Annotated in this window: 18 protein-coding genes and 3 tRNA genes; 12 read left to right on the top strand and 9 right to left on the bottom strand. The window is 59.8% G+C overall.

The window, feature by feature from the left end:
• The 4 genes from PMI11_RS30485 to PMI11_RS30500 all read left to right on the top strand — a co-directional run bounded on the left by PMI11_RS30485 (position 1) and on the right by PMI11_RS30500 (position 2,004).
• Positions 1–75: transfer RNA gene (locus PMI11_RS30485), tRNA-Glu, on the top strand.
• A gap of 74 nt (positions 76–149) precedes the next feature.
• A tRNA-Glu gene (locus PMI11_RS30490) sits at positions 150–224 on the top strand.
• A gap of 231 nt (positions 225–455) precedes the next feature.
• Positions 456–530: transfer RNA gene (locus tag PMI11_RS30495), tRNA-Glu, on the top strand.
• A gap of 304 nt (positions 531–834) precedes the next feature.
• On the top strand, positions 835–2,004 hold the full coding sequence (locus tag PMI11_RS30500; RefSeq protein ID WP_007825150.1) for a TMEM43 family protein: 1,170 nt from the start codon (positions 835–837) through the stop codon (positions 2,002–2,004).
• Positions 2,005–2,035: 31 nt separating this feature from the next.
• On the opposite strand, the gene recJ is transcribed toward PMI11_RS30500, so the two are convergent.
• The 4 genes from recJ to PMI11_RS30525 all read right to left on the bottom strand — a co-directional run bounded on the left by recJ (position 2,036) and on the right by PMI11_RS30525 (position 7,528).
• On the bottom strand, positions 2,036–3,838 hold the full coding sequence (gene recJ / locus PMI11_RS30505; RefSeq protein WP_007825155.1) for a single-stranded-DNA-specific exonuclease RecJ: 1,803 nt from the start codon (positions 3,836–3,838) through the stop codon (positions 2,036–2,038).
• 435 nt (positions 3,839–4,273) lie between these two features.
• Positions 4,274–5,599, bottom strand: coding sequence for a homoserine dehydrogenase (locus PMI11_RS30515; protein WP_007825159.1), 1,326 nt, complete (start codon positions 5,597–5,599; stop codon positions 4,274–4,276).
• Between the two features lie 64 nt (positions 5,600–5,663).
• Positions 5,664–6,881 (bottom strand): LL-diaminopimelate aminotransferase, encoded by a 1,218-nt coding sequence (locus PMI11_RS30520; RefSeq protein WP_007825161.1) that lies wholly within the window; start codon positions 6,879–6,881, stop codon positions 5,664–5,666.
• A gap of 224 nt (positions 6,882–7,105) precedes the next feature.
• Positions 7,106–7,528: a hypothetical protein gene (locus PMI11_RS30525; RefSeq protein WP_007825163.1), complete on the bottom strand. Its 423-nt coding sequence runs from the start codon at positions 7,526–7,528 to the stop codon at positions 7,106–7,108.
• 148 nt (positions 7,529–7,676) lie between these two features.
• Here PMI11_RS30525 and phaC point away from each other — a divergent pair, with 148 nt between their 5' ends.
• On the top strand, positions 7,677–9,509 hold the full coding sequence (gene phaC, locus PMI11_RS30530) for a class I poly(R)-hydroxyalkanoic acid synthase (RefSeq protein ID WP_007825165.1): 1,833 nt from the start codon (positions 7,677–7,679) through the stop codon (positions 9,507–9,509).
• 30 nt (positions 9,510–9,539) lie between these two features.
• Here the strand turns inward: phaC and PMI11_RS38445 are convergent, their stop codons facing one another.
• Positions 9,540–9,668: a hypothetical protein gene (locus PMI11_RS38445; RefSeq protein ID WP_280110111.1), complete on the bottom strand. Its 129-nt coding sequence runs from the start codon at positions 9,666–9,668 to the stop codon at positions 9,540–9,542.
• 137 nt (positions 9,669–9,805) lie between these two features.
• Here PMI11_RS38445 and PMI11_RS30535 point away from each other — a divergent pair, with 137 nt between their 5' ends.
• Complete coding sequence (locus tag PMI11_RS30535; RefSeq protein WP_007825172.1) at positions 9,806–11,149, top strand: DUF2778 domain-containing protein; 1,344 nt, start codon at positions 9,806–9,808, stop codon at positions 11,147–11,149.
• Positions 11,150–11,434: 285 nt separating this feature from the next.
• Here the strand turns inward: PMI11_RS30535 and PMI11_RS30540 are convergent, their stop codons facing one another.
• Complete coding sequence (locus PMI11_RS30540) at positions 11,435–12,286, bottom strand: LysR substrate-binding domain-containing protein (protein WP_007825173.1); 852 nt, start codon at positions 12,284–12,286, stop codon at positions 11,435–11,437.
• A gap of 87 nt (positions 12,287–12,373) precedes the next feature.
• On the opposite strand from PMI11_RS30540, the gene PMI11_RS30545 reads away from it, so the two are divergent.
• Positions 12,374–13,075 carry a haloacid dehalogenase type II gene (locus PMI11_RS30545; RefSeq protein ID WP_007825174.1) on the top strand — a complete coding sequence of 234 codons (702 nt, stop codon included), beginning with the start codon at positions 12,374–12,376 and terminating at the stop codon, positions 13,073–13,075.
• A gap of 22 nt (positions 13,076–13,097) precedes the next feature.
• Positions 13,098–13,889, top strand: a complete 792-nt coding sequence (locus PMI11_RS30550; RefSeq protein WP_007825175.1) for an aldolase — start codon at positions 13,098–13,100, stop codon at positions 13,887–13,889.
• A 7-nt stretch (positions 13,890–13,896) separates the two neighbouring features.
• Here the strand turns inward: PMI11_RS30550 and PMI11_RS30555 are convergent, their stop codons facing one another.
• Positions 13,897–15,054 carry a pyridoxal phosphate-dependent aminotransferase gene (locus PMI11_RS30555; protein WP_007825176.1) on the bottom strand — a complete coding sequence of 386 codons (1,158 nt, stop codon included), beginning with the start codon at positions 15,052–15,054 and terminating at the stop codon, positions 13,897–13,899.
• A gap of 206 nt (positions 15,055–15,260) precedes the next feature.
• Between PMI11_RS30555 and PMI11_RS30560 the strand changes: the two genes are divergently transcribed.
• The 4 genes from PMI11_RS30560 to PMI11_RS30575 all read left to right on the top strand — a co-directional run bounded on the left by PMI11_RS30560 (position 15,261) and on the right by PMI11_RS30575 (position 19,136).
• Positions 15,261–16,019: a DsbA family protein gene (locus PMI11_RS30560; protein WP_007825181.1), complete on the top strand. Its 759-nt coding sequence runs from the start codon at positions 15,261–15,263 to the stop codon at positions 16,017–16,019.
• A gap of 295 nt (positions 16,020–16,314) precedes the next feature.
• A complete protein-coding gene (locus tag PMI11_RS30565; RefSeq protein WP_007825184.1) occupies positions 16,315–17,328 on the top strand; it encodes an ABC transporter substrate-binding protein in 1,014 nt (337 codons plus the stop codon).
• A gap of 95 nt (positions 17,329–17,423) precedes the next feature.
• Complete coding sequence (locus PMI11_RS30570; RefSeq protein ID WP_007825187.1) at positions 17,424–18,242, top strand: ABC transporter ATP-binding protein; 819 nt, start codon at positions 17,424–17,426, stop codon at positions 18,240–18,242.
• A 12-nt stretch (positions 18,243–18,254) separates the two neighbouring features.
• The gene (locus PMI11_RS30575) at positions 18,255–19,136 is read left to right on the top strand and encodes an ABC transporter permease (RefSeq protein WP_007825189.1); all 882 of its coding nucleotides are present in this window, start codon (positions 18,255–18,257) and stop codon (positions 19,134–19,136) included.
• A 90-nt stretch (positions 19,137–19,226) separates the two neighbouring features.
• Here the strand turns inward: PMI11_RS30575 and PMI11_RS30580 are convergent, their stop codons facing one another.
• Complete coding sequence (locus PMI11_RS30580; RefSeq protein ID WP_007825191.1) at positions 19,227–20,627, bottom strand: sensor histidine kinase; 1,401 nt, start codon at positions 20,625–20,627, stop codon at positions 19,227–19,229.
• Positions 20,617–21,285, bottom strand: coding sequence for a response regulator (locus PMI11_RS30585; protein WP_007825195.1), 669 nt, complete (start codon positions 21,283–21,285; stop codon positions 20,617–20,619). Before PMI11_RS30585 ends, PMI11_RS30580 begins: the two co-directional genes overlap by 11 nt.
• Positions 21,286–21,621 lie beyond the last annotated feature (336 nt).

A 21,621-nucleotide genomic window follows, 5' to 3' on the forward strand; every position in this document is an offset into this window, starting at 1 on the left:
GCGCCCTTCGTCTATCGGTTAGGACGACAGATTTTCATTCTGTAAAGAGGGGTTCGACTCCCCTAGGGCGTGCCACTTCCTCTTCCGATCTCATACAGTCTCTGTCGCTTGCGGAACGCGTTGCGCCTTCCTATTTGAACTAAAAGCCTGCGCCCTTCGTCTATCGGTTAGGACGACAGATTCTCATTCTGTAAAGAGGGGTTCGACTCCCCTAGGGCGTACCAAAAGCCACCGACCGAAATTTCACGAAGAACTAAATTTGTCCTGTCATGTGGTGCCCCCCGCTGCAGGCCAACAATTCACGCAGCGACAAGGTCTGGCTAAGACAATCATTCCCGTCCGCTTTCCACTTTTCCACAAGCCTAGAAAAAATCTGCATAATCCGGTGAAAAATTCTCATTTTGCCGCTTGCGGCGCAGAAAGGTGCTGACTATAAGGGCGCCACCACAGAGCACGCGCCCTTCGTCTATCGGTTAGGACGACAGATTTTCATTCTGTAAAGAGGGGTTCGACTCCCCTAGGGCGTGCCACTCTTCTTCACTATTTCCCTGTCTTTTCATAGAGTTCCGTTCGCGGTTCCGACTGTGCCTGTCATGCGAATTGATGGAGCAAATGCCATGACATCACGCATCATACGCTGCCGTGTGTAGCGCGAAGTCGGCTCGTGAATCCGCTCCGTAATCTTCGTAAAGCCTATTATTTTCAAGGATATGATCAGCCCAAAAATGGTTTTCGGTATTTACCGGGGATTAGCGGGCGGCGTCTAGGATTATCGAGGTATTTCTGCTGACGCGGCACTCCAATATACGCCTCGGCGACAAGGGATTTTCGGATATGAGCCATACGGAAACGACCTATACTTCGTGGTTTGAGCGCATCAAAAGCGCGCTGATCGGTGCATTGGTCGGCCTTGCCCTGCTTATCGGATGTATCTGGCTGCTGATCTGGAACGAAGGACGTGCGATCCAGACCTATCGTGCTCTGTCCGAAGGCGCGTCACAGGTGATTTCGGTCGATGGTGCGGCTGTCGATCCGGCCAATGAAGGCAAGCTGGTCCACATCAGCGGCGCGGTGAAATCCGATCAGATCCCGCAGGATAGCCAATTCGGCGTCACCGCCGACGGGGCCGTCGGCCTTTCCCGCCAGGTCGAGATGTATCAGTGGGTGGAAAAGAGCGAGAGCCAGACCAAAAAGACACTGGGTGGCGGCGAGGAAACGACGACAACCTATTCCTACACCAAGGAATGGCGCTCGGACATCGTCGATTCGAGCCGCTTCAAGCAGCCTGACGATCATCAAAATCCAACCAGCATGCCTGACGGCGCCACCTTCACGGCAAAAACAGCACATGTCGGCGCCTTCTCGGTACCGGGCAAGGATGTGGCTGGGATCGGCGACTATTCACGACTCGCGCTCACCGACAGCGACGTGCAGCGCATAGCAGTGCAGATTGGCGCCAGCCGGCCGGCAAAGCGGAATTCCGAGGGTGCCTATATCGGTCTGAACGAAAACCTGCCCGATGTCGGCGATCTCAGGATCACCTACCAGAGAATCGACGTGGAAACGGCAAGCATCGTCGGCAAGCAGAGTCACAGCGCGCTCGTTCCCTACGAGACGACCAACCACCGCGATATCTTCCTTACCGCTGAAGGCGATGTGGATGCCGGCCAGATGTTCAAAACGGCCGAGAGTGAAAACAATATCATCACCTGGCTTGTGCGCGCCGCCGGTATCATCGGCTTGTTCGTCAGTTTCAAGCTGATGTTTGGGCTCCTGCCTATTCTTGCCGACCTGATCCCGTTCGTCGGCTCGATCATTGGCTTCGGCACGAGCATCGTGGCCTTCGTGCTGACGCTGCTTGTCGGCCCCGTTGTCATCGCCATAGGCTGGTTCGCCTACAGGCCGCTGTTGTCAGTCGGCATCATTGCGGGCGGCATATTACTTGCCGTGGTGGTTACCCGCTTTCGCAGAAAAGCACCACTTTCTCAGCCGCAGCCAGCCTGATCCCTTTCCAAGCCGATAGCCCTTCAGCCTGTCACTTGGCCGGTGCGCCATCGCTGATACGCAGCTGGATTCTGCGCGAGCCCTGATAGTGTTCGGCACCGAGCGAGCCTGCGACATGCAGGTTGGCGCCACGAGAGTTGAGAAGCAGGTTGCCGAGCGGGGTCTCGGCAGCCCTGAAGGCTATGCCGTCGAGGCGTGCGCCATCCATGGCTTCCAACGTCACCTTCACATGCCGCTCGCCGACCAGGCGGGAATCGCGCACACGATGCGCCGGTACGGCAAAGACCGGCTGGGAATGTCCCGAGCCATAAGGCCCCGCCGTTTCCAGACGGTCGATAAGCTCGATCGTTGCGCCGCTTGCAGCGATAGCACCATCGATCTTCAGCGTTTCATTGGCGACAAGGGCCGACACCGTCTTCTGTGCCTTCTCGGTGAAGAAGGCTCTCAGCAGGCCAAGCTTGCCGCGCTCGACAGTAAGACCAGCCGCCATGGCATGACCACCGCCTTTCACAAGCAGTCCTTCATCGACCGCTGCACGCACCATCCTGCCCATGTCGAAGCCGTTGATCGAACGCCCAGAGCCGGTGCCCCTGCCTGAGGGATCGAAGGCGATGGCAAAGGCGGGTCGCTTGAACCTCTCCTTCAGGCGCGCGGCAATGAGGCCGACAATACCGGGGTGCCATTTCTCATGCGCGGTGACGATGACGGAAGCCCCCTCGCCGTCTCCATATTCGGCCAGCGCTTCGGCCTCGGCCTCCTGCAGCATGACCGCTTCCATGGCCTGCCGTTCGCGGTTGAGTTCGTCCAGCCGCTGGGCGATGGCTTCGGCTTCTACGGCATCGTCCAGCGTCAGCAGGCGGCTTCCCAGCGCAGCATCACCGATTCGCCCGCCGGCATTGATGCGCGGGCCGATCAGGAAGCCGAAATGATAGGGCGTAACAGGACCTGCCAGGCCCGCCTTGCGGAATAGTGCCGCAAGACCGGCATTGCTCTGGTGGCGCGCGGCGACCAACCCCTTGACCACATAGGCGCGGTTGAGGCCCTTGAGGGGCACGACATCGCAGACGGTCGCAAGTGCCACGATATCCAGCCATTGCAGGAGATCGATCGCGAGGATGCGCTTGTCTCCGGCCTGGCGCAGCAGGCGCAGTGTTGCCACCAACACCATGAAAACGACACCCGCCGCACAAAGATGCCCAAGCCCGGAAAGATCGTCTTCGCGGTTTGGATTGACGAGGGAATGGCAGGGCGGCAGCTCGTGTGTCACCTGGTGGTGATCAATGACAACGACATCGATGTTACGGTTCGCGGCAGCCGCCAGCGCCTCGTGACTGGTGGAGCCGCAATCGACAGTGACGATCAGGCTAGCGCCGTTGTCGATCAACTGATTGATGGCCGTCGGGTTGGGGCCGTAGCCTTCGAAGATGCGATCGGGAATGTAAATATGCGCCTTGACGCCGAAATGGTTCAGGAAGCGATACATGAGTGCCGAGGATGCAGCGCCATCGACATCATAGTCACCGAAGATCGCGACGGGCTCGCCATCGCGGATCGCTTCTGCAAGCCGCTTGGCGGCCTTTTCGCAGTCCGTCAGCTTGTAGGGGTCGGGCATGAGGCTGCGGATCGTCGGATCCAGGAATTCGACGGCCTCATCCGCCGTCACGCCGCGGCCGGCAAGCACACGTGCAATCAGATCCGGCAGGCCATGCATCTGCGACATGGCGAGCGCGCGATTCTGCCCCGCCTGATCGAGACGGGAAACCCAGCGATTGTCGAGAACCGATTTTTCGACGCCCAGGAAGGCACGCGGTACCGGATCGACCTGATCTGCCATGCCAAACTCCGCTTTCATCATCTGCCCTTTTTACAGATGCAGGGCAGATAGCAAAGCGGTGATTTCAAGCCTGTGGATTACCAGAAAATTGCCCAGATAACCAAGCCGATAACAAGCAGCTGGACGAAGAGGACCGAAAGCAGGATCAGGAGAGTGGCCCAATTCCGCCCTCGCAGCGCCTCGCGCTCGAAGGCTGCTCCAAGTGCCGTCGGGTCAGATTTCGGCAAGCCCGCCTGAGGGTTTTCGATCTCCGTCCGAACATGATCATGCGTATGCTCGATATTCCTCAACCCGCGACTCCAACGGCTCCCAGGTTCATTATATCTATATCTACATATCTGTTAATATAAATTCGGCGAAATGCTTTGATTAATAACAGAAAACCCGTCCGAGCGACCTCGGACGGGCTGAACCGTTCCAAATTGGAATAAAGCGTCAGGATTCTTCCTTGGGACGCTCGATGCGGATCACCTGCGGCTCGCCGACGAGGTAGCCTTCTTCCTTGATTGCAGCGACCGCCTTGCGCACCGAATCCTCCATCGTCGCATGGGTGACGAGGATGATCGTCTGGTGGTGCGAGGGCGCCAGATGCTGCTTGGAACGCTGGACGATCGATTCCAGCGAAATCTGGTTTTCCGCCATGCGGGTCGCGACGCTCGCGAAAACACCGGTGCGGTCGAGAACGGTCAGGCGGATGAAATAACCACCCTCATGGCTCTGGATCTGCGCCTTGCGGTAAGTCTCAAGCGACTTGGCGGGATGGCCGAGGACGGGAACGCGCTGGGCGCCCGGCTGGCTCTTGGCGATGTCGGCGATATCGCCGAGCACCGAAGAGGCCGTGGCGTTGCCGCCGGCACCGGGGCCAACCATCAGCAGTTCGCCGAGAATATCGGATTCGATTGCCACCGCATTGGTGACGCCATCGACCTGGGCGATGACGGAATCGACCGGCACCATCGTCGGATGCACGCGTTGTTCGATGCCGGTATCCGTGCGCTGGGCGACGCCGAGCAACTTGATGCGGTAGCCAAGGTCGGCAGCTGCATGGATATCATCGATCGAGATATTGGTGATGCCTTCGAGATAGATATCGTCTGCAGCGATCCTGTTGCCGAAGGCAAGTGTCGTCAGGATCGAAAGCTTGTGGGCGGTATCATTGCCTTCGATGTCGAAAGCCGGATCGGCTTCGGCATAACCGAGGCGCTGGGCTTCCTTCAGGCAATCGGCAAAGGACAGGCCTTCCTTCTCCATCTTGGTGAGGATGTAGTTGCAGGTACCGTTCATGATGCCGTAGACGCGCGAGATCGTATTGCCCGTCAGCGACTCACGCAGCGCCTTGATGACAGGGATGCCGCCGGCAACGGCCGCTTCGAAGTTCAGAAGCGAGCCCTTCTCCTCCGCAATCGTCGCGAGCTCGACACCGTGATAGGCAAGCAGCGCCTTGTTGGCGGTCACCACATGGAGACCACGGGAAAGAGCGGCGCGAACGGCCACGTTTGCAGCCCCTTCAGCACCACCGATCAGCTCGACGAACACATCGATATCGGCCTTTTCGGCCAGTTCTTCCGGACGTTCGTACCAGGTGATGCCGGTCAGATCGATGCCACGGTCCTTCGAGCGATCACGTGCCGAAACTGCCGTAATCGTAATCGGGCGTCCGCAGGTGACTGCAAGTTCATTGCTTTTCTGCCTGATGATGCGAACAAGCGAGGCGCCAACGGTGCCCAAGCCCGCAATGCCGATTTTGAGGGCATCTGCCATGGATCGATCCTGAAATGTCTAGTGAAAGACAGCCGCAAATCTGCGGCTGTCTTCGAGGTTGGAATTAACGGTGGGCGTTGAGCGAGATGACGTTGTGCATCGTCTCGTCCGCCGTCGACATGAACTTCTTGATGTTGCGCGCAGCCTGGCGGATGCGGTGTTCGTTCTCGACAAGCGCCAGACGGACGTAGTCGTCGCCCTGCTCGCCGAAGCCTATGCCGGGGGCAACGGCAACATCGGCCTTCTCGACCAGAAGCTTCGAGAATTCCAGCGAGCCGAGATGACGGAACTTTTCCGGGATCTTCGCCCAGGCAAACATGGTGGCAGCCGGCGGCGGCACTTCGAAGCCGGCCTTGCCGAAGCTTTCGACCATGACATCACGGCGCCGCTTGTAGACGTTGCGTACCTCGGCAATGTCGGAACCGTCGCCATTCAGGGCATGGGTTGCGGCAACCTGGATCGGCGTGAAGGCACCGTAATCGAGGTAGGACTTCACACGCGTCAGCGCCGCGATCAACCGCTCGTTGCCGACCGCAAAGCCCATGCGCCAGCCGGGCATGGAAAAGGTCTTGGACATGGAGGTGAATTCAACCGTCACATCCATTGCGCCCGGAACCTGCAGAACCGACGGTGGCGGCTCGCCATCGAAATAGATTTCCGAATAGGCGAGATCCGAAAGGACGATGATGTCATGCTTCTTGGCGAAGGCGATGACGTCCTTGTAGAAGTCGAGGGTCGCCACGAAGGCCGTCGGGTTCGACGGATAGTTCAGGATCAGCGCCAGCGGCTTCGGGATCGAGTGGCGGACGGCCCGTTCCAGCGGCGGAAAGAAGCTTTCATCCGGCTCGACCGACATGGAGCGGATCACGCCGCCGGCCATCAGGAAGCCGAAAGCATGGATCGGATAGGTCGGGTTCGGGCAGAGGATGACGTCACCCGGTGCGGTGATGGCCTGCGCCATGTTGGCGAAGCCTTCCTTGGAGCCGAGGGTGGCGACCACCTGCGTGTCCGGGTTCAGCTTCACGCCGAATCGGCGGGCATAGTAGGCGGCCTGGGCGCGGCGCAGGCCGGGAATGCCCTTGGAGGACGAATAACGATGGGTGCGCGGGTCCTGGACGACTTCGCAGAGCTTGTCGACGATCGCCTGAGGGGTCGGAAGATCAGGGTTTCCCATGCCGAGATCGATGATATCGGCCCCGCCCGCTCGCGCGCTCGCTTTCAAACGGTTGACCTGTTCGAAAACGTAAGGCGGCAAACGCCGGACTTTGTGAAACTCTTCCATCTCTTTCCCCATGGAAATGCGGCCAACGTGACCGCTGTCGAAGCTCGTTCCGTCTCCCGGCATCTGCGATACGAGCTTCAGACTCGCAGCGCCGTATTCCTCTTCAACTTAACTGCGCGGCAAATCTTTGACGGAGAAGCCGCGCACGAAGCGCATTATCGGGAAAATTGCACCTTCCGATCCATCCGGAAGGCTTTGCGTCCAAATCGCCTTAAAGGCAAGGCTTATTTGGTGATTTCGGAGAGCGTCGCGGCCCCGTGGTCGGCGGCAAGCGCGCGCATCTCGGCGACGCGACGCTGGTACTCCGCTTCCGAGATTGCGCCCGACTGCCGCTTGGCGCTGAGGGCCGTCAGCTGATGCTGAAGCTCGGCCGCCTGTTCGTCGCTCATCTGCACATTGGCAGCCGTCAGTGGCGCACCGAACGACGGGTAGCCGTCCGGGCTCTTGGTCAGGCCGCCTTCAACAGGCTCACCCTTGGAGGCCGGCATCACGACTGCCGTCGGTGCTGCCATGCGCTGGGCAAAAGCCTTCTTCTCCTCGGCGGTCTTGTTGCATCCGGCAAGCGCTATGGCCATGGCCGCGGCCGCCACGCAGATTGCTGCGGTGCGGGTGAAGGTCGCGATATGCCCAATGCCTGTCGTCGTCATGCCTGATGATCCAATCCTGCCTGCTTCGACTGTTAAATTCGTCGCAGCGACAAAGCAATAGCATGAGAGGAGGCGAGCGGAACTTGTTTTCTTCAACACAGCAGATGTACAACGAACGAACAGTGGGTGCTGCCGCCGGAGGAAGTGCGTGACCGACAGCAAGCGGGAGAATGGTGCCAAGGTGGATTTCGACGCCAAGGATCTCGATCCCTATCTTCTGAAGGATCCCGAGGCCATGGCGATGAACTTCGCCCGTGCGCTCGAAAACCTCGGCAAGGCAGCTTCGGCGTGGCTCGGCCCGCGTGAACGCGGCGAAATCTCCGACACGGTCGTCGAACCCGTCACCGATATGGTGAAGACGCTCTCCAAGGTGACGGAATACTGGATTTCCGATCCGCGCCGAACCTTCGAGGCGCAGACGCAGCTGATGAGCTCGTTCTTCGGCATATGGATGAACTCCATGCAGAGGATGCAGGGCAGCCCGCTGGCAGCAGAACCGATCGCACGCGTGGATAAGCGTTTCGCTGACGAAGACTGGCAGAAAAATCCCTTCTTCGAATTTTTAAAGCAGGTCTATTTCGTGACCGCCGACTGGGCCGAAAAGCTGGTTGCCGAGACCGAGGGGCTGGACGAGCACACCAAGCACAAGGCCGGCTTCTATGTGAAGCAGATTACGGCAGCGCTCTCGCCCACCAATTTTGTGGTCACCAATCCGCAGATCTACCGTGAGACGATCGCAACGAGCGGCGAAAACCTCGTGCGCGGCATGAAGATGCTGACCGAGGATATCATTGCCGGTCGCGGCGAACTGCGCATGCGCCAGACCGACATGACCAAATTCGCCGTCGGCCGCGACATGGCGCTGACACCGGGCAAGGTGATCGCCCAGAACGAAATCTGCCAGATCATCCAATACGAGCCATCGACGGAAACCGTGCTTAAACGGCCACTGCTGATTTGCCCGCCGTGGATCAACAAATTCTACATCCTCGATCTCAACCCGCAGAAATCCTTCATCAAGTGGTGCGTGGACCAGGGACATACGGTCTTCGTCATCTCCTGGGTCAACCCGGATAGCCGCCATGCGCTGAAGGGCTGGACGGCCTACGCAAGGGAAGGCGTCGATTTCGCACTGGAAACGGTCGAGAAGGCAACCGGTGAGAAGGAAGTCAACGCCATCGGCTATTGCGTCGGCGGCACGCTGCTTGCCGCAACCCTTGCCCTGCACGCCAAGGAAAAGAACAAGCGCATCAAGAGTGCAACGCTCTTCACCACCCAGGTCGATTTTACCCATGCCGGCGACCTGAAGGTCTTTGTCGACGAGGAGCAGCTTCAAGCGCTGGAAGCGCATATGCAGGAGCTCGGCTATCTCGATGGTTCGCGCATGTCGACGGCCTTCAATATGCTCAGGGCGAGCGAGCTCATCTGGCCCTATTTCGTCAACAACTACCTGAAGGGCCAGGAGCCCCTGCCCTTCGACCTGTTGTTCTGGAATGCCGATTCGACCCGCATGGCGGCGGCCAACCATGCCTTCTACCTGCGCAACTGCTATCTCAGGAATGCGCTGACCAGGGATGAGATGGTCCTCGACGGCAAGACCTTGTCGCTGAAGGACATCAAGATCCCGATCTATAATCTCGCGACCCGCGAGGATCACATCGCGCCGGCAAATTCCGTCTTCCTCGGCAGCCAGTTCTTCGGCGGCAAGGTGCAGTTCGTCGTTGCAGGCTCCGGCCATATTGCCGGCGTCGTCAATCCGCCGGACAAGCACAAGTATCAGTTCTGGACCGGCGGACCGGCCAAGGGCGACTATGATACATGGCTTGCCAAGGCAAAGGAGACGAGGGGTTCCTGGTGGCCGCACTGGCATGCGTGGATTGAGGCGCAGACCGGGGAGCGTGTGGCTGCCCGCAAGGTGGGTGGAGCAGCGCTCAATGCGATCGAGGAAGCTCCCGGCAGCTATGTTATGGCGCGCAGCTGACGGCAGCAGAGTTCTGTCCCGCTGCCAGAGTCAACCATCACCGAGCGGCGACATGCCAATGGTGGCAAGCCCTTTTAAAATAGCTTTTTCTAAAATACAGCGCCTCTTTTCGGGACAATCGAAGCAGAGCACTGCACCTGTAAACCAATTGGAAACCATAGTTCGTCATCCTTAGGGAATAGTCGCATGTCGCGGATGGGCCAAAATTTGGCCTTTTTGGGCAGTTAGCGGCTCCGGCATAGATCAGTAGTCAGTGTTGCCGGCCTGCATAGCGAGTTTTGGAAGACGAGTAGAGTATGGCGTTTGCAGTAGGGACGTTCAACAACGTCGCCCCTTTTAGCGGATCCCCTGTTCGTTCGGGCAGATCTCGCGGTTTACTTACCGGCATCGCAGTCGCCGGACTTCTGACCTCCACGTGGCTTATCGGCACTGTTGCAACAATGCAATCCGTGTCGATGCCCTTCTCCTCGCCGAAGGAGATCGCTCAGGTCACAGCAGCCCCGAAGGCACATGCTGCCGTGTCACATGAGCGGCTCATCCACATCAATAAGGCCTCGCGGTTGGCAGCATTCGACGCAAAGCCGGCCATACCGCTGACAGCACAGTTGATCCAGTCCCACGCCGAGAAGACATCCGCCGCATCGAGCGCGGAGCTGGCGCTCGCCAAGACCAATCGTCTCCCCGTTGCCGTCGCGGAACTTGGGCCGGTCGCCGTCTCCGACAATCCGCGTTTCAGCAAGGAAGACACAGTCAAGGCGGCGACACCCATCGTCCAAACCGCCGCCGCCACGCCTGCCAAGGATGACGCCGACCGGATCATCATCCCGTCGAAGGAGTCTGTCGCTGCGGCCGAAATGCCGGCTATGCTCGCTCTAGCCGACGCCGGCCCGCGCGTCATGCCTGCTCCCGTCGAACTGCCGCCGGCGACCCCCGCTGCTGTGCTCGCCGCCAACAAGCCGGCCGAGATGGAGGTTGCCGAGGCAGACGATAGTGCGCGGCCTTTCGACCTGGTTCTCGCCCCAGATGAGGATTCCGTACCGCTGCCGATGGCGCGGCCCGACGGCCTCGTCGGCAAGCCGGCGCCTGCCTCCAAGGGTTCGCAGCGTACTGCCGAGCCTGTACTTGCCTATGCCAAGCCGAACTCGCCGATCGAGGATGACCAGGACGATGCGGTGCCTCGCTACGACAAGCCGGTCTTTACGCCACGCCTGCGCGCCGGTGTCGCGATCTACGACATTGAAAACGCGACCGTCTACCTGCCGAACGGCGAGCGGCTGGAGGCCCATTCCGGTCTCGGCAAGATGCGCGACAACCCGCGTTATATTGATCAGAAAATGCGAGGACCGACGCCGCCGCACACCTATAACCTGACGATGCGCGAAGCCCTGTTCCATGGTGTGGCAGCCATTCGCCTGACGCCGGTGCAGGGTTCGGACGCGATCTTCAACCGTGTCGGTCTGCTGGCGCACACCTATATGCTCGGCAAGAACGGCGATTCCAACGGCTGCATTTCCTTCAAGGATTACAAGCGTTTCCTAGCCGCCTACCAACGTGGAGACATCAGGCAGCTCGTTGTCGTGCCGCGGATGAACAACAAGCCGGCTTCGACGCTCGCTTCGCTCTTCTCCTCGCGCACTTAGAGCCTTTCCTGGTCAGCTTGCATCATTCTGTTGGCTCAAACGGAGTCGGATGGTCGACCGGCCGGCGCGCGTCGTAGCCCAGATCTACGGCCAAGCCGACCGGTCGATCAGGCGGCCCGTTTCAGCCAACCCCGGTGGTTTGCTTGCAAACCAGCTAGGGCCGGGCTCTTTGCGCCAGGATCAAAGGCGATCGGCTCGGACGTACCTGGGGTATGCCCTTCGCCAATCGCCTGCCCTGACGAAAACCTGCGCCGGCAGAATGCTGAAATCTGACCAGGAAAGGCTCTAAAGATTGGCCGCGAGGAAATCGGCGAGCGACCGGCTCTCCGCTGTGAGACGCAGCTTTCCCCTGACGAGTGCAAGTTCGGAGGCGGGCTGCGGATCGAACCCATCTGCCGCTCCAAGCTGGCGATGTTCAGGCAAGACGGCATCCGACGGCAGCAGGCTGATGCCGAGGCCTGAGGCGACCGCCGCCTGAACGCCCATCAAACCCTGGCTGGTGTAGGCTATGCGCCAGCGCCTTCCGCTGCGCTCGATGAAGCGGATCGCCCGTTCACGGTAAATGCAGCCAACCGGAAAGACGGCGAGCGGGACCGGCTCATCCCTCACCGGCCGCAGCGTGCTCTCAACCCAGACCAGTTCCTCCTTCCAGCTCGCCAGACAGGCACCATCACCGGGTTCCCGCTTGATCAGTGCCAGATCGATTTCACCCGTATCGAGAAGGCGGCAAAGCTCGACGCTCCAGCCGCTGACGGTGTCGAGCCTTATATACGGTGAGGCAGTGGAAAAACCGGAGAGAAGATCGATGAGCCTGCGGCCGGCAAAATCCTCGGGAACGCCGAGCCTGACGGTCTTCGGCGCAGCGGGCTTGCGCATGACGTCCATCGCCTCTTCTGCCGTCGCCAGCAGGCGTCGGGCATAGCTCAAGAGAATTTCGCCCTCCTCCGTCGTCTGGATACCCCCCGTCGACTTGTCGCGCAGAAGCAGGGTGTGGCCGATATTGGCCTCGAGCTTCTTGATCTGCTGGCTGACGGTGGACTGAGTAAGGTGAACACGCTCAGCCGCCCGCGTGAAGCCGCCGGTATCGACGACCGCCGCGAAGGTTCGGAGAAGATCGAGGTCGAAGGCGAAGCTCATTCGATTTTCCACTATTGGTAATTATGACATTTAATTTCTCAATGACCCGCATCTTTGTCAACATGCGGCAAATGATGGAGATGAGAGATGATACTTCCCGGAAACCGACCAACCTGGCTGACTTTCGATTGTTACGGCACGCTGATCCAATGGGATGAAGGCCTGCTTGCTGCCATGGACGCGATCCTGTCAGCCAAGGGCCGCGATATCGACCAGGCGGCCTTCATTGCTGTCTATGACCGCTACGAGCATGAACTGGAACAGCAAAAGCCGCACCGATCCTTCAGCCAAGTCACGGCTCTCGCATTGGAACTGGCGATGAAGGAGTTCGGCCTGCCATTCCACACCGCCGATGCCGATCTGCTGACGTCCTCTATCGGCCGGATGCCGCCGTTCCCGGAAGTGGTAGAAACGCTTGGCAGGCTGAAAGCTGCCGGTTTCCGGCTTGCCATTATTTCCAATACGGACGACGCGATCATTGCCGGCAATGTCGCGCAGCTCGGCGGCTTCGTCGACCGGGTGATCACCGCGGAGCAGGCGGAAGCCTACAAGCCCTCGCCGCAGATCTTCCGGCACGCCTGGAAAACGCTCGGCATCGGCATGGATGATCTCGTGCACATCTGCGCCAGCCCCCATCTTGACCTTGCCGCCGCACGAGAACTCGGTTTTCGTGCGATCTGGGTTGATCGTGGCACGGGACGGAAACCGCTCAGCGACTACCGCCCCAACGAGACCGTGCCGACGCTCGACAAGGTACCCGGTCTCTTTGCCGCAAACGGCTGGATGTAATTGACGCGATAGGAGACAAAACATGGCCCATGAACTGAACCTGGCGAAGGGACAGCCGACGATATTACGCAATCTGCCGCTCGATACCGACGAGATCTGGCAGGCGCGTGTCGATCTGGCGGCATGCCTTCGAATGGCGGCGCGGCTCGGCCTTGAGGAAGGCATCTGCAACCATTTCTCGGCAGTCGTGCCCGGCCATCCCGATCTCTTTCTCGTCAACAGGCTCGGCTGGGCCTTTCAGGAGGCAACTGCTTCATCACTGCTGATCTGCGATTTTGAAGGCAACGTCATTGCCGGCGACGGCGTGCCTGAGGCAACCGCCTTCTTCATCCACGCCCGCCTGCACAAGATGTCGCCGCGCGTCGGTGCGGCCTTCCATACGCACATGCCGAACGCGACAGCGCTCAGCATGGTCGAGGGCGATCCCTTCATCTGGGCCGGACAGACGTCGCTGAAATTCTATGGCCGCGTCGCCGTCGACGAGAATTATAACGGACTGGCGCTCGATGAACGGGAAGGCGACAGGATCGCCGCCGTGCTCGGCGACAAGGACATCCTGTTCATGAAGAACCATGGCGTCATGGTCTGCGCGCCAAACATCGCCGAAGCCTGGGACGATCTCTACTATCTGGAACGTGCGGCAGAGGTTCAGCTCAAGGCGATGAGCACCGGGCGTTCGCTGATCCCGGTTCCCAAAGATATCGCGGAACAGGCGGCAAAGCAGATGCGCGAAGGCGATCCGGAAAGTGCGCGCCTGCATCTCGAAAGCGTCAGGCGCGTTCTCGACCGGCAGGCGCCCGAATATCGGATCTAAGCCCTGCTTATTTCAGCCATACGCCGATGCGCTCTACCGCTTCGGCGATCTCGGCTTCTGAACCGGCATAGGAAATGCGGAGCGTACGCGGTCCTTCCACCGGATCGAAATCGAGGCCGGGCGTCGCGGCGACATTGATTTCCGCCAGCATCCGGCGCGCGAAGTCCATGCTGTCATTGGTGAAGCGCGATACGTCGACATAGGCGTAGAAGGCGCCATCCATGGGCGACGCCGGCGCAAGGCCGAGCTTCGGCAGCCGGTCGAGCAGCAGGTCGCGATTAGCGGCATAACTTGCCTTGACGCGATCCAGCTCCTCGGCAGCACCGAGCGCTGCGGTGGCGGCGATCTGCGACAGCTCCGGCGGAGAAATATAGAGGCTCTGGGCGACGCGCTCGATCGGGCGCACCAGCCGCTCAGGCAGCACCATCCAGCCGATGCGCCAGCCGGTCATGCAATAGTATTTAGAGAAGGAGTTGATGACGATCGCCTCATCCGTCAGCTCCAGCGCGCTCGTCTCTTCGCCTGCGAAGGTGAGGCCGTGATAGATCTCGTCGGAGATGAAGGCGATATCATTGGCATCGCAGTAAGCGGCAAGCGCCTTCAGGCCTTCGCGGCCGGTTACCGTGCCGGTCGGATTTGCAGGGCTTGCAAGCAGCACGCCCTTCAGCCTCACACCCTTTTCCTTCTGGATCGCTTCGAGGCTTTCGGGCGTCAGCGTGAAATGCGTTTCTGATGTGACGGGCACTTCGACCACATTGAGGCCGAGGGCACCGAGGATGTTGCGATAGGCAGGATAGCCTGGCCGGGCAATGGCAACCGCATCGCCGGCATCAAAAAGCGACAGAAAGGCGAGATTGAAGGCCGCCGACGAGCCGGTTGTGATGGCGATGCGGACGGCATCGATCTCGAGACCGTGGCGAGCGCGATAGTACCAGGCAAGCGCATGTTTCAGCCTTGCCGTGCCGAGCGCATCCGTATAGCCGATCCGCCCTTCGGCGAGTGCTGCGCGGGCGGCTTCAAGGGCTGCCTGGGGTGCGGGATGCGAGGGCTGGCCGACAGCCATGGAAATGACGGGGTGACCGCCTGCCCGTCTCTTCGTCGCTTCGGCCAGAACATCCATGGCGTGGAATGGTTCGACTTCGCTGCGTTTCGATATGGAAAACACGATCACTTCCTGCCTGGCTTCAGATAAAGGCCAGACAATTGCCGCAATAATCGGCTCATCACAATCCCGCGAGGGCTTGGATCGGAGGAAAATTCCTGTTTGATGGCGGCCCGACGCGCCGTAATTTGATGCGGACGCATCCAAGCCCATTAACCCGGCGATGGTATTTTTCGTTCGAAAACCCATCAGCCGACGACGAGGATACCATGGCCTTCTTCTCCAAAACGCTCACCGCGCTGGCGCTTGCAGCCTCCATCGCCCTTCCGGCTCAGGCATTTGCATTCGACGACCAGCAGAAGAAGGAACTGGGTGAGTTCATCAAGCAGTATCTGATCGAAAATCCGGAGATCATGCTCGAGGTTCAGGATGCGCTTCAGAAAAAGCAGCAGATGGCCCAGCAGGTGAAGGCCACCATGGCCATCGAGAACAATACCGACGGCATCTTCGATTCCAAGAATGACGTGACACTCGGCAACGCGAAGGGCGATGTCACCGTCGTCGAGTTCTTCGACTATAACTGCACCTATTGCCGTCACGCCCTGCCCGACATGCAGGCGCTCCTGAAGAAGGACAAGAATGTCCGCTTCGTGCTGAAGGAATTCCCGATTCTCGGACCGGATTCGGTCGCGGCACATCGTGTGGCGGATGCCTTCCGCCGGCTTGCGCCCGAAAAGTACAGCGATTTCCACGTCGCGCTGCTCGGCAGCGACGGCCGCGCTTCCGAGGACACCGCAATCCAGGTTGCCTCCTCTCTCGGCGTCAGCGAAGACAAGATTCGCGCGGAGATGAAAAAGAGCCCGAACGATGACATCGTGCAGGCGACCTATCAGCTCGCCGCCAATCTCGGCATCAGCGGTACACCGTCTTATGTGATCGGCAACGAAATGGTGCCCGGCGCCGTCGGCATCGACGATCTTGAAGCCAAGGTTAAGAATATGCGGGCCTGCGGCAAGACGAGCTGCTAACCGCCTGATTGCGCGGAGCCTGAGACTTCTGGCGTCGGGTAATCCAATTCGATTCGTATACATGACCTCCCGAACGTCATTGCGCGGAACTCTGACGTTCTGCGGGCGGAATACCTCGGCTTGCCTCAAGCTGGCCGAGGTATTCGGTCGACGGCTCGGTTGGGGGCCTTGAGACAAGTCATCGCCTGAAAGCTAGTTGAAAGCTTCAACCTCATAGAAAAGGGCAGCATCGTGGAGGAGACACGGTCAAGGTGACGAGACGACGATGCGTTTGGACCATAAGGAGGAGATTTCCATGCGTTCTTCACGCAGCCTTTTTCACACCGTCGCTTTTTCCGCTCTTCTTGCCGCGTCATCCTTTGTTGCGAGCAGCGCAAGCGCAGCCGACAAGATCACCATCATGGTCGGCGGCTATGAGAAGCAGATCTATCTGCCCGCCAAGCTCGCCGAATCGCTCGGCTACTTCAAGGACGAAGGGCTCGACGTCGAGCTGCTGAACGAAGCGGCCGGCGTCGATGCCGAAAACCAGCTTCTGGCCGGCGCCGTCCAGGGCGTCGTCGGCTTCTACGACCATTGCGTTGACCTGCAGGCCAAGGGCAAGTTCGTCGAATCCATCGTCCAGTTCAGCCAGGCACCGGGCGAAGTCGAGATGGTTTCGAGCAAGCATCCGGAGATCAAGTCGCCGGCCGATTTCAAGGGCAAGAGCCTCGGAGTCACTGGTCTCGGCTCGTCCACCAACTTCCTCACCCTCTTCATGGCGTCGAAGGCCGGCTTGCAGCCGGGCGACGTCGTCACCGTTCCGGTCGGCGCCGGCGGCACGTTCATCGCCGCGATGCAGCAGGACCAGATCCAGGCCGGCATGACGACCGAGCCGACGATCTCGCGCCTGGTCAAGACCGGCGAGGCAAGCGTTCTCGTCGACATGCGCACGGTCGAAGCGACACGAAACGCGCTCGGTGGAACCTACCCGGCCGCCTCGCTCTATATGGAAACCTCCTGGGTCGACGCGCATAAGGACGAGGCTCAGAAGCTCGCCAACGCCTTCGTCAAGACGCTGAAGTACATCAATACGCATTCTGCCGCCGACATCGCCGACAAGATGCCAAAAGACTTCTACGTCGGCGACAAGGATGGCTACATCAAGGCTCTCGACGGGGGCAAGGGCATGTTCACGCCCGACGGCGTCATGCCGGAAGACGGTCCCAAGACCGTGCTTGCCGTGCTCTCGGAGTTCTCCAAGAACGTCAAGGGCAAGCAGATTGACCTTTCCAAGACCTACACGACGGAATTCGTCAAGAACGTCAAGTGAGGCCGTCGCGCCGCTTCCGGCGTTGGTCGAAGCGGCGTCCGTTCGATCATGGGCATTGCGTGCACACGCCCTGAAAGCACGCCTTAGGTTTCATTATGCAACAGGACAACAACCAGACCCCGGCGATTGAGCTGATCAATGTCAGCCGGCGCTTCGTCTCGCCGACCGGCAAGTCGCTGACGGCCTTGTGCGATTTCAACATGACGGTTGCCCGCGGCGAATTCGTCGCCGTCGTCGGCCCGACCGGCTGCGGCAAATCGACGACGCTCAATCTCGTAACGGGGCTCGCCCGCCCCAGCGCCGGCGAAGTGCGCCTGATGGGCGGCCCGATCACCGGCATAGACCGGCGTGTCGGCTTCGCATTCCAGACCGATGCGCTTTTTCCCTGGAAGAACGTTATCGAGAACGTCATGGCCGGCCCGCTGTTTCGCGGAAAGTCGCGCGCCGAGGCGGAAAAGAGTGCCCGCGACTGGCTTGCCCGCGTCGGCCTTTCGAAGTTTCTGCACCACTATCCCCACCAGCTTTCCGGCGGCATGCGCAAGCGCGTCTCGCTGGCACAGACGTTCATCAACGAACCAGAAATCCTACTGATGGACGAGCCCTTTTCGGCGCTCGACGTGCAGACCCGCACGGTCATGCATGAGGAACTGCTGAAGCTTTGGGCCGAGCGCAAGGCTTCCGTGGTCTTCGTCACCCACGACCTCGAAGAGGCCGTGGCTTTGGCCGATAAGGTCTATGTACTGACGGCAGGCCCTGCCACGGTCAAGTCGGTCTACACGATCGAGCTTCCCCGCCCCCGCGTCGTATCGGAGATACGCTACGAGCAGAGCTTCATCGATTATTGCAAGACGATCTGGGAGGACCTTCGCAAGGAGGTCGAGACCAGTTACCGCCGCGCAAGCGAAGCGGCCTGACGGGAGGATATCATGGCAAACGCTACTTTCGAGGCCGGTTCGACCACTCTGTTTCGGCCCGGAACATCCGATGTTGAAATCGAAGCCTCCGCGCTGAAGGCTATGCGCCGGCGCAAAATGCTCGTGCGCTTCTGGCAAATCGCCATCCTGGTCTTCGTTATCGGTATGTGGGAGCTCTCTTCCAACATGCAGTGGATCGATCCGTTCTTCTATTCCAGCCCGAGCGGCGTGCTCCAACGCCTCTACGAATGGGCTACCGAAGGCACGACGGAAGGCTCACTCTGGTATAACCTCTGGGTGACGATGGAAGAGGCGCTGATCGGCTTCTTCGCGGGCTCGATCACCGGCGTATTCGTCGGCATAGGTCTCGGCCGCAACCGCTTCCTGTCGGATATCTTCTCCGTCTACATCAAGGCGATCAACTCGATCCCGCGCGTCGTTCTTGCACCGATCTTCATCATGATCATGGGTCTCGGTCTGCCGTCCAAGGTGGCGCTTGCCTTCATCATGGTATTCTTCGTCGTCTTTGCGAATGCCTTTCAGGGCGTGCGCGAGGCCGACCGCAACATGATCGCCAATGCGCGCATTCTCGGTGCTTCGGACTGGCAGGTCACACGCACGGTTGTCATTCCCTCTGCGATGAGCTGGATCTTTGCGAGCCTGCACGTCTCCTTCGGTTTCGCCATTATTGGCGCGATCGTCGGCGAATTCGTCGGTGCCCGGTTCGGCATCGGCCAGCTCATCTCGATCGCAAAGGGTACGTTCGACGCGGCCGGCATGTTCGCGGCGATCCTGCTCGTCATGGTCGTCACCCTCTTTGCCGAGTTCATCATGACGCTGATCGAGACCCGTCTTGCGAAATGGCGCCCGCAGCAACACATGGATGCGCAGTAGTCAGATCGAGCTCCTCTCGAGCCAGATCGAAGCAAAGGCCGGGCGTTGAAATTCCCGGCCTTCTTTGATTCGATCGGCTGGATTTTACGCTCACCTGATCGGCAGGCGTACGGTCACGACGAGACCACCGCCTTCGGCCTCGTCGAGCGAGACGCCGCCGCCTGTGCCGTCGACGACTTCCCGCACGATCGAAAGACCGAGACCACTTCCTTCGGCTTCGGTCCCGATGATGCGATAGAACCGTTCGAACACCTGTTCGCGTTCGCCCTGTGGTATGCCTGGCCCGTTGTCCTCAACCGTAACGATGGCATAGCCATCAGCCTGTCGCACGGTGACGGTGATACGCCCGTTTTCCCGCGTGTAGCGGATGGCGTTGTCGATCAGGTTGACCAACATTTCGCGCAACATCGTCCCGTCGCCTTCGACGACGACTGGACCATCCGCTTCTAGGCCGACATCGATATTGCACTTCAGCGCTTCTTCCGCATGTGCCTCCAGGATCTCACGGGCTGCTTTGCTCAAATCGGTCGCATCTGACCGCGGGCGGCGGCTTCCGGGCTCGGCACGCGACAAGGTAAGAAGCTGGCTGGCGAGACGCGAAATCTGCCGGGTGCTCGTGCGCAGCGCGACAAGCGCCTCATCGCGGCGATCGGCATCCTTCTCGCGCGCGGCCACGCTTGCCTGCGTCGAAATCAACGCGAGGGGTGTGCGCAACTGATGGGCGGCATTCGACACGAAGCGGCGTTGCGCCGCCATCTGGTTCTGGACTCGCTCCATATGGTCGTTCAACGCGTGTACCAACGGCCGGAACTCGGTCTGCACCATCTCCGGCGGCAGCGGATCGAGGCGATTGCGCCCGCGCTCGCGCACCGCATCCCTGAGCCTCAGGGCCGGGGCAAGGCCCCATTGAAGCCCGAGGATGGTGACGAGGCTCGCGACGAAGACGAGGATGAACTGTTTGGAAAAGTCGGAGAACCACAGCTGCCGTCGCATGGCGTACTGGCTATTGTGCGTCACGGCGACCGTTACGGAGATCGCGCCATCGGCCGGCAAGCCCACGACCGGATGTTCGAGCATCATAATGCGGACGCCAGCGCCGTGGAACGTGCGATCCTCCCCGACACGCTGGACCACCGGCAGCGGCACGTCAGGAAAGCCGCTGATGAGGCTGCCCCATGCCGTTGTAACCTGATAGAAAACACGGTCGCCAAAGCCGGTATCGAACATTTCCAGCGCAGCAGGCGGCACGTCGACCTGCGCGTTACCACCCTCATCGACCTGGACAGCCTCCGCGATCACGCGGGCCGACGCCAGGAGGGTTCGATCCGTCACGAGCTTTGCCGTCGCATCCGCCGTCCAGAAGCTGTCGTAGAGATTGAAAGCAATCGCTCCGAACAAGGTGAACAAAACCCAGCAAAGCAGTTGCACCCTGAGGCTTTTGCTGAGTTTGACGATGGTCGCACCGACCTTGTTGAGGACGTTACTGGACATGTCTGAGCAGGTAACCAAGCCCACGCAAGGTCGCAATCTGAACCGAGCTGCCTTCAAGCTTTTTCCGAAGCCTGTGGACATATATTTCTATCGCGCTCGGATCGGCTTCATCATCGAAACCGAACACGCTTTCGGACAGAGCGGCTTTGGAAACGGTGGTGCCAGCCTTCATGACAAGCTGTTCGAGAACGCCATATTCCCGGGGCGTGAGCTGCAAGGGCTCGCCTGCGACAAAAAACTGCCGCGTCCCTCCCGAGAAAAGGAGATCGCCCACGACGACCTCGGACGATGCACGGTCCTGCCCGCGGCGCACGACTGCGCGGATCCTCGCCTCGAGCTCCGCAATCTCGAAGGGTTTGGCGAGATAATCGTCAGCGCCGCTGTCCAGCCCACTCACACGGCCGTCCAGGCTCGCATTCGCAGTGAGAATAATAACAGGCAGCTTGCTGCCGGATTGCCTCAATCTCTTCAGCAGCGTGAGGCCGTCCAGCTTCGGCAGCGAAAGGTCGAGGATCATCGCCGAATATTCAGCCACCTTCAGCATATGTTCGGCATCCTCGCCGTCATGGGCAACATCGATCGCATATTGTGCCTGCCGCAGGGCTTTACCCAGCCAGGCCGCAAGGTCCTTGTTGTCCTCCACGACGAGCAATCTCATCCATCCTCCTTAGCATGTGGAAACGCGGTGGCGGAAGCGCCGCGCAGAAGCTCGGGATCGGCCGTTTGGGCCGCATACACGACGCTACGATACCGTAATGTATCCGGCCACCGGAGCGCGCGGTCAAACCTTCACATCAACACGTCAGCGACCACTCATCAAATGGCCCGAATCGAAGCGTTTCAGCCATGTGGACAAACATGGCGCGACATCCTCTGCCGATTCTGTAAGGGCTTTCAATAAGCCCGCGTGGAGTCTATAGGTGGCGCTCGTGCATTCCCGTGCCTTTGCCGCCGAAAGGCTGGTACAGGACGCGATGAATACAATGAACCACGT

Origin of the sequence: Rhizobium sp. CF142, assembly GCF_000281145.1 — a bacterium.
Taxonomy (GTDB): Bacteria; Pseudomonadota; Alphaproteobacteria; order Rhizobiales; family Rhizobiaceae; genus Rhizobium.